Annotated in this window: 9 protein-coding genes and 1 pseudogene; 5 read left to right on the forward strand and 5 right to left on the reverse strand. The window is 40.6% G+C overall.

Going from position 1 to position 13,667, the window contains the following annotated elements:
* Positions 1 to 71: 71 nt before the first annotated feature.
* From PHEP_RS02800 to PHEP_RS22470, 5 genes and pseudogenes are all read left to right on the forward strand, one after another.
* The gene (locus PHEP_RS02800) at positions 72 to 1,238 is read left to right on the forward strand and encodes an HlyD family secretion protein (protein WP_238326534.1); all 1,167 of its coding nucleotides are present in this window, start codon (positions 72 to 74) and stop codon (positions 1,236 to 1,238) included.
* Entirely contained in the window at positions 1,238 to 2,353 is a 1,116-nt protein-coding gene (locus tag PHEP_RS02805; RefSeq protein ID WP_081436831.1) for a glycosyltransferase family 2 protein, read from the forward strand. Before PHEP_RS02800 ends, PHEP_RS02805 begins: the two co-directional genes overlap by 1 nt.
* A 2-nt stretch (positions 2,354 to 2,355) precedes the next feature.
* Positions 2,356 to 3,234 carry a hypothetical protein gene (locus PHEP_RS02810; protein ID WP_012780737.1) on the forward strand — a complete coding sequence of 293 codons (879 nt, stop codon included), beginning with the start codon at positions 2,356 to 2,358 and terminating at the stop codon, positions 3,232 to 3,234.
* 74 nt (positions 3,235 to 3,308) lie between these two features.
* Entirely contained in the window at positions 3,309 to 4,427 is a 1,119-nt protein-coding gene (locus PHEP_RS02815; RefSeq protein ID WP_012780738.1) for a hypothetical protein, read from the forward strand.
* 82 nt (positions 4,428 to 4,509) lie between these two features.
* Positions 4,510 to 4,668: pseudogene (locus PHEP_RS22470) on the forward strand (hypothetical protein); the annotation flags it as partial.
* A gap of 211 nt (positions 4,669 to 4,879) precedes the next feature.
* Here the strand turns inward: PHEP_RS22470 and PHEP_RS02820 are convergent.
* From PHEP_RS02820 to PHEP_RS02840, 5 genes are all read right to left on the reverse strand, one after another.
* Positions 4,880 to 5,776: a BT_3044 domain-containing protein gene (locus PHEP_RS02820; protein WP_012780739.1), complete on the reverse strand. Its 897-nt coding sequence runs from the start codon at positions 5,774 to 5,776 to the stop codon at positions 4,880 to 4,882.
* A gap of 22 nt (positions 5,777 to 5,798) precedes the next feature.
* Positions 5,799 to 7,820: a RagB/SusD family nutrient uptake outer membrane protein gene (locus PHEP_RS02825; protein WP_012780740.1), complete on the reverse strand. Its 2,022-nt coding sequence runs from the start codon at positions 7,818 to 7,820 to the stop codon at positions 5,799 to 5,801.
* A 21-nt stretch (positions 7,821 to 7,841) separates the two neighbouring features.
* Positions 7,842 to 10,973: a SusC/RagA family TonB-linked outer membrane protein gene (locus tag PHEP_RS02830; RefSeq protein WP_012780741.1), complete on the reverse strand. Its 3,132-nt coding sequence runs from the start codon at positions 10,971 to 10,973 to the stop codon at positions 7,842 to 7,844.
* Positions 10,974 to 11,077: 104 nt separating this feature from the next.
* Positions 11,078 to 12,439: an IPT/TIG domain-containing protein gene (locus tag PHEP_RS02835; RefSeq protein ID WP_012780742.1), complete on the reverse strand. Its 1,362-nt coding sequence runs from the start codon at positions 12,437 to 12,439 to the stop codon at positions 11,078 to 11,080.
* A gap of 326 nt (positions 12,440 to 12,765) precedes the next feature.
* A complete protein-coding gene (locus PHEP_RS02840) occupies positions 12,766 to 13,530 on the reverse strand; it encodes a DeoR/GlpR family DNA-binding transcription regulator (RefSeq protein ID WP_012780743.1) in 765 nt (254 codons plus the stop codon).
* Positions 13,531 to 13,667 lie beyond the last annotated feature (137 nt).

A 13,667-nucleotide genomic window follows, 5' to 3' on the forward strand; every position in this document is an offset into this window, starting at 1 on the left:
ATATTATCTCAAAACCCCCAGCCTGGCTTTTAAGATGGGGGCTTTCAGTAATTTTTGCTGTTTTAATATTAATGATTAGTTTATCGGCACTGATAAAGTACCCTGATATAGTAAAAACACAGCTAAAAATAACTTCTGCCAATGCTCCTAAATCGGTTATAAGTAAAATTTCCGGTCAATTGGTTAAAGTAACGGTTCAAGAGAATCAGGCTGTCATAACAGATCAGCCGCTTGCTTATATTGAAAGTACGGCAAGCCATGAGCAGGTCCTCCAATTATTGGATGAATTGAAAAACTTGCAAGCCAATCTGTCTGAAGGGATGATTCCGCTAAAATTATTAGCTACTCCAAAAAATGTATTCTTAGGAGAATTGCAGAATGCATACCAAAGTTTTTATCAATCGTTTTTAATGTATCAATCTTCCATTGCAAATGGATTTTATTTGAAAAAGAAAGTGTTTTTACAAAAAGATCTCTTGTCGATCCTTGATCAAAAAGAACAATTGCTGGTACAACAAAAGCTTCAGGAAAAAGACTATGAATTGGGAAAGAAGGAATTTGAAATGCACCAAAAGCTTTTTGAACAAAAAGTAGAAGCCCCAATGGAATTGAAACGGGAGGAGAGTAAATTTATAGCTAAAAGATATCCGCTTCAACAAACCGAATCGGCATTGCTTTCCAATAGCATCATCTATTCTGCTAAGGAAAAGGAGATTATGGAACTGGAGAACCTGATCAGCGAAGAAAAATTAAAGTTTATTCAAGCGCTGAATAATTTTATAAGCAATATAGAAGATTGGAAGAAAAAATATGTTCTTACAGCACCACAACCCGGTAAAGTAGCCTTTTTGGGGATAGTACAAGAAAAGGAGTTTTTAAATGCCGGGCAGGAAGTACTATATATCAACCCGGGCAGCACTGATTTTTTCGGCGAGATACATATACCGCAATATAAAATGGGAAAGGTATATAAAGACCAGGAAGTGCTGATTAAATTAAAAAGCTATCCCTTTGAAGAGTATGGAATAATCCGGGGAAACATCCAATCTATAGCTGATATACCTTATAAAGACAGTGTTTTTGTTTCGAGAGTAAGTATTAGCAACAAAGGCATGTCTGGCCTTAAGAGAAACATCCGGTTAAAAAATGGCATGATAGCAGATGCCGAGATCATTACAGAAGACGCCACTTTATTAAAAAGATTAATACATAATATCATTAAGATCATTAACAAGTAATGAGGGACTATAAAATATCATTTTGTACCGTCTGTATGAACAGGCTGCACCATCTGAAACAAACACTACCTGTTAATTTGCTTGATAACCAAGCTTACCTCAACCTGGAGTTTATACTACTGGATTATAATTCTTCTGACGGACTTGAGCATTGGGTTAAAAAAAATATGCAGGAACACCTTGAAAGCGGAAGGCTTGTTTATTACAAAACCTGTACACCTATGCACTTTAACAGAAGTCATTCCCGTAACCTGGCTTATAAATTGGCTGATGGCGATTTAATTTGTAACATAGATGCTGATAACTACACGGGAGATGGCTTTGCCGCTTATATAAATGAGGAATTTAAAAAGAACGAGAATATATTTCTGACTACGCTTAACTCCATTGAAGCCAGAGGGAAAGATGTATTGGGAAGGATGTGTGTCAAAAAAAGTGACTTCTATAAGATTGGAGGATATGACGAACGAATGGTTTATTACGGTTTTGAAGATTATGATTTTGCAAACCGATTGGAGTTCAATAATGTCAGAAGGACCTTCATAACAGGTGATCAGGATTATTTCAGGGCTATTACCCATTCCAATACGGAAAGGCTCTCAAATGAGTATGCATATGGAAATCTGACAACCTTATTGGTTAATTATCTTAGTCCCTGCAGTACAGATTTTTTATTCTTGTTTAGTAACAAAGAATATAGGAGAAATATTATTATTGATCCTAAGGCTTACCCATTTTCTGAACCCTTATCAGAATTTCAGAAATCTCAAATAAGGTATCCGCAATCAACTTTAAACGCTTTGTGGCTGGAAGGAGAATGGAGTGGGGATGAAAGCGAAATAAATTTGAAAAGTAAAGAAGGGATTCAAGAACGATTATCCTTTAACGAAGAAAGAAAATGTTTTATTTCTGATTTATGTACCGAAGCATCAGACTTTTATAAGATTCTTAATCCGATGTTTATACAGCAAGCCATTATGTTTTACAGTCAATTCACTAACAGAGTAATCATGCATCAAAATAAAATAGAAAGGCGGATTATTGTGAATGGGCTTAGATTTGGTAATGACGTAGTCTATAAAAATTTCGATGATCAAACACCTATCACTACCTAATTATGGATGTATTGCAAGAAGCTGTTATCGTAGCTGCTATTTATTATAACCGATCATCCTGGCATGAGCTGATTAAATTTATAAACCCTCTTTTAAAGGAAGCACATAAAAATGGGATCCTTGATACTTATTATATAAATTTTGGCCTTAATGGAGGAGACCATATAAAGCTTATTCTGAAGCCTTCAGGCAATGGAAATGAATTTGAGAAAGAAACCGGCTTGTTGATTAAACAGTTTCTATTAGGCAATCCTTCTGAAACAAGGGGCATTGAGTATCCGCTCAATACCTTTTTCATGGACCATCCTAATAATTCAGTCAGGTTTTATCAAACCAACGAGTCTACTTTTTTCAATTCAATTGCGTATAAAGATTCGGAAGATATGCGATGGCAAATATCACAAGCTTTACTGGAAGCATTTGGGAGTGAGGAAATTGATTTAGCAAGTATTTATACATTTATAAGCTATATGCAAATTGGGATTCTTAAAGCTGCTTATCCGGACATCAAACTAGCACAAGCTAAATCTACCGACCTGATCTGCTACTTGAATGAGCTCAAAGATTTAGAAGAAGTTGAAACAGATATTAGAGGGGAAAAAGACAATCAGTATTTTAAACAACTGTTTGAAGAAAATCAGGATATTTTGCTTGAAATTGTAAGAGATATATGGGAACCTGGTGGCGCTGATTCCGAATTAAAATGGATGGAAGTCTGGGAGGCTGCTTGTAAAAACTTTTTAACAGGGGTAGACTTTAAATCTTCCTTTATTTTGTTAAGCAATCTTGTCTATGAACAAATAGGTTTTATGCACAATAAAAATTCAGTTCGGTTGTCACTAAAGCTTATATCTGCATCGTTTCGGACCGGTGGCCGGTAGAAAGTATTTTACAATAAAGTAATGAAAGAGTTTAATGAAATTTTATAATTCAGGTTAAAATAAAATCATCAAATATGCAGTTATTAGTTATTGGCGATGCCTTTAGTCCATACACAGTTGCCTTTTCCCGTTTCTTGAAACAGCATTCCCCAATAATCACGATTGATATTATTAATACTCGCCATAATGTATCAGATATTGACCTGACGGACCATATCCGGGGCGCCTATGATCAATTTTATCCAGGTCAGTCCATCAGTGCTATAACTAGCCAGATAAATGAAAAAATATGCCAATACGATGTTATTTGCCTGCATGGTTTTTGGGATGTAGTTTTATCCATTTATGAAAGGCTAAACCATAAAGATCTATTTACGGTAGGCGTGATATGGGGATCCGATTTTTATCGAAGAAATCATGATACGATGCCTCTGTCCGGCATATTTGACCGGTGCGATCGTGTTCTGGTGCAGACAGATGAAATGGAAGCGGATCTCCTAAAAGTTTATCCCCTTCTTCCGAAAAAAATACGCAAGTGTCTGTTTGGTATTGAGCCGCTAGAAAGTTTGACGGCTATGAGCGGTATATCTTCTGCAAAGGCTAAGCGTTCTCTTGGCTTGGCGTCAGACTCTTTTGTTTTAACATGTGGATATAATGCCAGTCCTTTTCAAAATCATACAGCAATCATTGATCAGCTGACTGCCATAATATCAAGGCTACCGGCGAACCATGTTTTAATTTTCCCCTTTACCTATCAAAAAGATACGCGCTATATGTCTCTTATTGAAAATGTAATGAAGAAATCACCACTTACTTATTATTTTATTGAGGACTTTATGGATAGTGAGCAAGTAAGCTTATTATGTTTAGCTACTGATATTTTCATTCAGGTTCAAACAACCGATGCATTATCTGCTTCAATGCGCGAGCACCTGTTTGCAAAAAGCATTGTAATTACTGGAGGGTGGCTTCCATACCAGATTTTAGTACGAAATGGTTTTTATTTTGAAACGATTGATGAACTGAATTCTTTAGGAACGACGATTACCGGCATTTTAGATAATTATACCGAAGTGAAACGAAAAGTTGAATTATACAATACGCCTGATAAATTTGAACAGTACAGATGGCCTAAAGTTATCCAACCGTGGTATGAAGCCTTTTTGGAATATCAAACGGAGAAACGGGATTAGTATGTGTATCAAATTAATCGGTTATGTTTAGCATCATTACACCACTTCATAATAACGCTTCAACACTGTTAGAACACTCTATTCTTTAAAGAACCAATATTATCAAAATTGGGAGTGGATTATTATCGATAACTATTCGGAAAATAGCGGCTTAGTACTTGATCGTGACCTTTCACATGCTGATAAAAGGATCAGCATATACCAAAATAGTGTAAGAAATGGTGCTTGTGTGAAACTTTAATGCCCATACTTTGCAGGCTCTTCTGGTCTGTTCAGGAATACCGCTGTCTGAAGATGTAATCCACTTCTTCTAGCCACCAATTCTTCCGACCATGCTTACCGAATTTGGTAGAGTTGGCAAAGAGAAGGGGCTCCTTCGCAGTAGCCCCCCAAACTGGATAATTTTAGTGTTAACATGCCCAATTAGCCGTTGATAGTTAAAAAGCAGTTAACTACCGAACGATCTCGATCCGTAATTCCTCCTGCATCGTCTTTACCACGTTATTAATGGTGTACTCATACGACAATAAAAAGACATTGAATTTTCGGCCAAAGGATTCTTCAATCCTAAATACATTGGGATATCTTGCATCACCATTAATTTGCTTCACCTTTATATCCTTATATGGTTTAATAGTGACACTTTTGTCAGCTGCCACTTCTAGTACGATGGAAGTCTTATTGATCATGGGTTCTGTACTTTCAAATGATTCCGTTCCGGCAATTACGCGAACACTATTTGCCGATAAAGGGAACAGCTTCTTATTACCCGCTGTTACCATTCCGTTTACCAGGCCAGTCATGGAATAAAAAGTATTTTGTGCCTGAGAAGCATAATCGTTCTTGATGAGCACCTGGTAAAGAATCGTGGTTTTCTTCGAGTTGATCTCAACTCCAGGGCCAGCTGTAGCTTTTAATCCGATAAAATAAGTCGAATCCGGTGATAGGCCGTCTGGGCGCAGCTTAACCATGGTCCTTCCGGTACGGTCTCCGGCTTTGATCTGGATTTTTGGATCTAAGATTTCATATTTGTTCCGGGGCAGCAGTTTTGCATATAATTTGGTGTCAAAATCAAAAAGAGACCGGTTATAAAAATCCAGCTGCGTAAGGTCGTCTTCCAATTGGATCACCAGGTCCTTTGTAGATGCATGTGTCCCTCCTGCAGAAGCTGCGATATATCCGGTTACTTCATTGCCTGTCAATGGAACGATTTCCTGAAAGGTATTGTAATAGCTGCTACTGATCAAAGCAACATCATTTTTGTACATTTCCTTTTCGAACAATTCATTGTCTTTGCACGAAGAGAGCACGGTAGCGAGTGCGAGCATCGTTATATACTTTTGTTTCATCTTTTTATATTTATAATTTAACCTAATAGCCCGGATTCTGATCTAAAGAAGGTAACCTTCTCATTTCGGCACGTGGTATGGGTACAAAAACGGCTTTTTTGTCTACTACACGTGTCATAAATGACGATGTTCCCGGTATAACACGTTGGTAATAGGCATCTTTGGTAGCGCCATCCGGATTCATACCGCGCATAGGTTCGCGTTCTGTTTCTTCATAAATGCCCCAGCGACGTACATCATAATAGCGTCTGTTCTCCCACAGCAGCTCTACCATGCGTTCACGTTCAATCTGTTTTTGAACTAGCGCAGCAGTACTGATTTGGGTGGCGCTCAATCCAGGCAGCCCGGCACGATAGCGAACGAGATTAAAGGCACCCTTTATCTCTTCCTGGTTTCTGGATAGGGTATATTCTTTATCCCCAAGCTTTACCGTGTGACTACCTGTCAAATTATTAAGTGCCTCGGCATAGGATAAGAGTATCTCCGCATAGCGGATGATGGAGTAAGCTTTTTTGATGTGACGTGCACCTGTACCTGAAAAAGCATCCATCGGGTGATTGAATTTTTTGATCACGTAGCCCGTGATCGGGTAGTTGGGTGAAGTAGCAGCCACTCCGCCACGACCATCGGGGGCCTGGTAGTAGTATTTGGCAGTATAGTTGTTGATGGTCGTACTGGACTGTGCCTGCCATACGGCCTCGTTAAATCCAATAGATGCATAAAAACGCATTTCGCGGTTAGCATACATATTGTAAACTCCGGAATTGAGTGGATATCCTGAAAAATTTTTGGCCTGTGTAGTATAGCCTGTTTCTGAATAATACCCATTGCTGGTGGCCTCTTCTTTGGTACGGCCGTCGGCCATCAGATAGGCATCAACCACTTTCTGTGTAACGCAGAAACGCCCCCAGCCACCGAGAGAAGGCGGCATAGAGCCCTGACTGATGGTTGTTACCATATAACCTGTATTTCTGCCCCAGATGATCTCTTTATTAATTTCAGCAACAGCCTCGCCATTAAAAATATCCGAATAGGATCTTAACGGATCTATTCCTCCTGCTCCATTTGGATAATCAAGATAGAAATTTGGATCCGAATTGACTCCGGCAGGAAGCGCAGGGGTTTTGTCATCTTTCACTGCGGTATATAACCTGTACTGACCAAGATCCATCACGCGCTTGGCTGCGGCTGCAGCTACTGCCCATCTTGCTTCATTATATTGCTGTGATACGTAATTGACATTATCGGTTTTGCGTTTCCAGTTGCCAAAATAAGAACTGGCTACCGGTCCGCCATTAAACAGCGGACTTGCATGGATCAGCCGCAGGCGGGCAATCAAAGCAAGTGCAGCTCCTTTACTCGGGCGGCCAAAATCCAGTAGCGAAACTTCTGCAGGCATAAGCATTGCTGCTTTTTCAAGCTCATCGCAGGTGTAGTCCATCGTTTCATCATAGGTCGCTCTGGGACGGTCATAATATTCAAGGGATTCATTGGTGTTGATCACTTCATCACCCAGCAGGATCGCAGGACCATAATCTACTAAAATGTTGTAGTAAGCATATGCACGGATAAAACGCGTGTATCCTTCAATCCTGAGCCGATCTAAATTGCTCATGCCCTTAGGGCGATCAAGGTTTTGCAGGACACTGTTACATTTACGGATAATCTTGTAGTATTTTGCCCATTGATTTAAGTTAGGGTTGCTGTCTCCATAGAAATCTGAAGTAATGCGTCCGGTGGCAAAATCCATTCCATAATACACATTGCTCGAGCCACCTCCGGTAAGCCCGTTCAAGGCTTCATCGGTTGCCATAGGGCCAGGTGTATAACCAAAGCGAATGGTATTTGATTCATCTGGAAACATGGCCGCTGCACCCCACATATAAGCTTCCATATTTCGAGGGTTGGCAAAAGCGGAATCGATGTTAAATTCATCGTCAAAATATTCATCGATATTTAGGTACTTCTTACAGGATGTTGTCATCGCAATCAACTGGATGATGACCGCTACGAATGCTAATCTTTTTATGATTGACGTTTTCATATCATTAATTTCTTGTTTGTATTAAAAATTGACGTACACTTGAAAGGAATAGGTTGTTGGTATCGGGTATTTACGCCCGTTCCAGGCGGCTTGTTCCGGGTCATAAAGCTTAACATTATCCCATATGTATAAGTTATTGCCCACAAATTGCAGGTCCATAGACTTAATTCCAAGGCGTTTCAGGATCGATGGATTAATGTTATAATTCAACGTAATTTCCTCCAGGCGTATATAGCGCGCATCTCCCTGCCAGAAGGACGACAACTGGCTGTTGTTGGTGTTATTCCCGTATTGCAGGCGTGGGTAGCGGGCATTTGGGTTTTCGGCCAATGCAGGGTCTATTCCGTTTGCCAGGGCATAATCCCTCGGGATCCAGCGGTTTTTAGGATCGGCAGCCAGGCTGAGTACGTTGCCCAGGTTACCATTAAAGAATGGCATATAACCCATTCCGTTAGTTACCGTTACATTGTTTATTGTGGTTGGCTGTCCTACATAGAAAAAGGATGTTTTTCCTGTTCCTTTAAACAATACACCTAATGTCAGCTTTTTATAGCGGAACTCGCCGCCCATGCCAAACATCATCAAAGGATAGTTGCTGTGGGTTAAAGGAACCATGTCCAGTTTGTCGATGATGCCATCACCGTTTACATCCTTGTATTTGATGTCGCCAGGCAGTACATCTCCAAACGTTTGTTTAGGGCTATATTTGATGTCGTCTTCGTCTTTAAAAAGTCCCAGCGACTGGTAGCCTCTTATAGAATTATAAGGGAAACCATTGTACTCCAGGTAAGGATATTCCAGGTAAGCTTGTTCCCAGTTCTGTACTAGGTTTTTGGAATAGGTGAAGTTACCTCTTAAGGTAAAACCTATGTCTTTGGAAAGATTGCCAGTATAGCTGATGTTTCCATCTATTCCGGAACTTTTCATGCGGCCCACATTGGCGAAAGGATTGGAAATGACGCCCACGTAATCAGGAACCTGTACCCTTTGTTGAAAAATACCGTTACGCTGATCTTTGAAAAAGTCTACCACAAAATCTACTTTACTATCAAAGAGCTTACCTTCAATACCTAAATTGGATTTAATCGCTTTTTCCCAGGCCAGGTTATCTGCACCAATCCTTGTCTCATTAATTGTCTCGATATCGGGCACGCCCCATACCGTGCCATTACCCTGGTTAGCCTTGGTCAGGTAAGGGAAACGGATAGTTGAAATCCGGTCGTTACCCACCGTACCGTAGGAAGCCCTGATCTTAAAATAATTAAGCCATGGTGCGGCTTCTTTTACAAATTTGTAGCCAGTAGGTACCCATCCCAGGGCTATTGACGGGAAAAAACCATATTGCCTGCCGGGCTGGAAGTTCTCAGAACCGGTATAGCCAAAATTGACATCTAAAAGGTAAGTGTCCCGGAAACCATAGGTCAACCTGCTCGATACACCCTGATAACGTAAGGGGATGGCGTCCAGGTTACTGGTCGCGTCTTCGGTATCTTTGGCATCGCTAATGTAGTAATAGACCAGTGCGGAGGTCCTGTGGTCACTGTTGAATACTTTATCATAATTGATAACAGATTCAAAGTGGTATTTACGGTATTGACGGGTAGATCTGGTGTAACTCGCTTTTTGTTCTTGTACGGTTTGCAAAGTAATGAGCGAGCCATCGTAGGCCCGTCCTAAGGCATTATAAAGCGCTGGCTGTACACGCCTACGCTCGCTAAAGTAACTGTATAGATCGTAAGCTCCCTGAACCCGGAATTTAAGTCCCTCCAATACACTGGAAAGGTCTTGGTTTAGGGCTAATGTGGTTTTGCCTTTATACACCTCATCTGAAGCCTTACCTGTGCGGTTGATCATGACATAAGGCGATGACTGCTCTCCACCTCCCAGGCCTGGAAGCAGGCCATTGGAATATCGTGTAGGGATGGTCACCGGGGTAAGTACGGATTGTGCTCCCCATATGTAATCTGTATTTGCTAACCCAGGCTGAGCCAGTTTAGATAGAAACCCATCAGAACCCAGGAAAATTTTAGTGGTCTTGGTCAGGTTAACATCCAGATTGATCCGGTAATTATAGGTATTAAAACCCACATTAGAACTGTATTGGCTATTTTTGTCTACTTTGTAAGCTGCACTTTCACTTTTGCCGCCAAGGCTAAGGAAATAGCGTGCAACCTCAGACCCACCACGGCCACTCATGTAATAGCTCTGGCGCCAGGAAGTCTTATTGAGAATTTCATCCTGCCAATCTACATCTGGATACATATCCGGATCCAGTCCATCGCGGATAATACCTAATTCCGTTTGATTGTACAAAGGACTCTGCCCACGGACCAAACTTGCTTCATTCGCCAGCTGTGCATAATCATACGCACGCAGATATTCTGGTAAGCGGTTGAGACTGGATAAAGTGGTATTGGCGCGTGCGGTGAGCTGCATGCGGTCTACCTGACCGCGCTTAGTGGTAACCAATACTACCCCATTGGCTCCCCTAACGCCATACACTGCGGTAGCTGATGCATCCTTAAGGATCGAAAAACTTTCCACATCCGCCGGATCAATGGTATTCAGGTCGCCCTCCAAACCATCGATGAGCACCAATGCACTACTGTTGGCTCCAAATGTACCGATACCACGTACCCAAAACTCAGAAATGTTCTTTCCTGGTTCACCACTGCCTAATCTGGAGATTACACCGGCTGCCCTTCCGCCAAGAAGGTTTGCAATCGATGGTGCAGGGGATTGAAGGTCCTTAACATCTACCGTTGTGATGGCTCCAACCGAACTTATCTTCCGTTGTACATTTCCCAGTCCAACTACCATTACTTCCTCCAGGGCCTCGTTATTGTCTTTAAGTACTATGGTTAAATTCTTTTTTGTTTCGACAGCAACATGTTCTGCATTTTTAAAGCCGATATAGCTAAATGCGACTTTATCGCCATACGAGACCTGAATGCTGAATTTTCCTTCATTATTGGTAGCGGTACCGGCTGAGGGCCGATCTTTAATGTAAACAGATACCGCTGGGATAGCTGCTCCCTTTTCATCGGTAACAATACCGGCAATGGTGAGTAACTGCTTGGTTTCCTGTGCATGTAATGTCGTCAGGGACAGACACAGCGACAGCAAGCACAAAATTCTAAAAGTCTTTGTCATCTTATATGTGTATTATACTTAATATGTTCTAATGGGATAGTTTAAAGCACATTATTTCTGCCTTTAAGCAAAAGCTCATGAATAGGATAAATGCTTTGTAGTGATTATTCAATAACTAATTTGCGTATCCTGGCGTTACTCCAGTCTGCAATATAAATGTCACCTTGCTCATTGACAGCCACTCCCCAGGGTTGGTTAAATAGAGATTCTACCGGTCCGCCATCTTTATAGCCTGATTTGCCCGGTTGGCCTGCTACCGTTGTTACGATATTATCAGCCGATACCATACGGATACAATGGTTGCCATAGTCTGCAACAAACATGTTTCCGCTGTTGTCAAACTTAATCTCTTTAGGATCGTTGAACAGTGCGTCTGCCAACGGCCCATCGCGGAAGGCACTACCTCCAGGGGCATTGAGGCGTTTAAAGCCGCCTGATCCATTAGGGTCACGAAGATCCAGTACCATAATACCTTGTCTGAAATTGGTCGGTGTGGCATTGGTAGTGAGCGTGATGTACAGGAGCCATGGTTTTACTGGATTAATGGCCTGACCATACTGCGATCCATAAGGTCCCTGGTGAACAATTTTTGCTTCGAATGTCTGAGGATTTATTTTGGCAACCTTTCCATCTCTGTATCTCGTGTAAAGATACCCATCATACGGACAATAAGTCACGAAGTTTTTGTACAGATCCGCAGTAACAATGGAATTATAATCTGCCGTAGAGTATTTGATGTTACGCTGACGCGGGTACCAGGCCTCCCTGGGGTCGAATGTAAAAATAACCTCCTTTGTAGACTCATGAGCGGCTGTTAGCATACCAGTAACACGATCCACAGTTAAGCCGTTGGCATATAAGATCCGACCGGCAGCGACCGACTCGATCAGTGGAGTAACTATATTTTGCTTTTCATTTATCCTGGCTACACCAAATGTAGCCGGATTGCCACCATCCCGCCAGGACATAAATATATTTCCCTCGGCATCCAGTTCCAGGTATTTACCATAAACTTCAGCTTCAGAGAGCGTTCCGGGTTTAAAGTTTTTTTGCCCGTTACCCGTAACTGTGCTTACCTGAGCCTGAATATGGTAAGTAAAAGTGTCTTTATAAACAACCGAGTCAGTACCCACAACCACAGAAATCTTAGGATTATCACCTGGAAGCCGGGGTACAATGGCATAGATCCGGTTACCACTTGACGAGATAACTGAAGCTTTTGCATGGTTAAAATAGACTTTGATTTTACTTGGGTCATTTCCAAAGTTTTCCCCGTCTAAAAGTATTTTATCGCGCGCTCCTCCCTCATTCGGAGAAAAAGAGGAGAGTACAACGGGCTTTGAAGAATCATAGGTTTTACTAGGGCCTTCCTTTTCGCTTTTACAGGAAACAAAACAACAGGAACTGAAGCATACCCATAGGAAGGCGGCAAAACACCTATCCATACTCTTTCGGTAGTTTTTCATTTAAAAAGGTTTAAATTTGGTTAGTATTTGGTTTATTGAAATCGAATATATTAAATAAAAAACAATAAAACGAAATAAAAGAAAAGAAAAAAAGGTTTTAAACGTCATAATTAGTAATTTGATCAGATAAGAATAGTACAAAGTAAAGGCTTTGTAATTATCTTAATATTAAGATAAAATCAACTTACAAATTGAAAATTGCGGGGTAAGAGAATATGATGACAGTAGTTGTCGAATGAAAAAACTATGGTCAGCTTAGTAAATTACTGATAGTTCGCGTTTTATAGGAAAAGTAAATTGTGTGCAAGCTAAAATTGCATTAACCATTAAATAATAGAAACCTTAATGCCCATGCTTTGCAGGTTTTTCCTGGTCTGCTCGGGGATGCCACTATCTGTAATGATATGATCTACTTCTTCAATGCCGCATATTCTTCCGAAGCCACGTTTTCCGAATTTGGTAGAGTCGGCAAGTACAATTATTTTTTGAGAGGAATCTATCATCTGCCTGTTTAAGTGAGCCTCATAGGCATTTGTTGTCGTTAATCCAAATTCCAGATCAATGCCGTCAACACCCAGGTATAATTTGCTGCAAAAAACATTGCCCAATACATTATCGGAATAAGGGCCTGCAACAGAAGAAGAGCTTTTCCTCAACAGGCCTCCCAGCTGGATGATCTCAATATCATTGTGGTGCAGCAATTCGAGGGCAACATTTAATGCAGAGGTAATAACAGTTAAATTTCCTTTGGGTTTGATGCAGCGCGCCATGGCCAGAACCGTTGTTCCCGATGCGATGATAATGGAATCATTTTCTTCAATCAGTTCAGCAGCCATTGTGCCAATCTTCATCTTTTCTGCCGATTGCAGATGTTCTTTTTCATTTACAGGTTTATCAACCGTATAAGGGTTGTTTAGTGTGGCTCCTCCATGGGTCCTGAACAAGAGGTTCTTGTCTTCGAGTAGTTTCAGGTCCTTCCGGATGGTAACCGACGAAACTTTTAACTTTTTACAAAGTGACTGTACATCAATAGTGCCGTCTGTTTGAATTTTGTTTAATATATATTGGTGTCGTTCAGCTATGTTAATCATTTATCGATATATATGGCAATATTAAGATAAACATAATTTTTAAATTACGTTTTCAACAAACTTAATGCTAAAAAATAAATTTCCCAATTTGTTTTTTATAATAAAATACTTTTTTTAGTTTCGTTTAGGTATATTTG

This window comes from Pedobacter heparinus DSM 2366, assembly GCF_000023825.1.
In the GTDB taxonomy this organism is placed as follows: Bacteria; Bacteroidota; Bacteroidia; order Sphingobacteriales; family Sphingobacteriaceae; genus Pedobacter; species Pedobacter heparinus.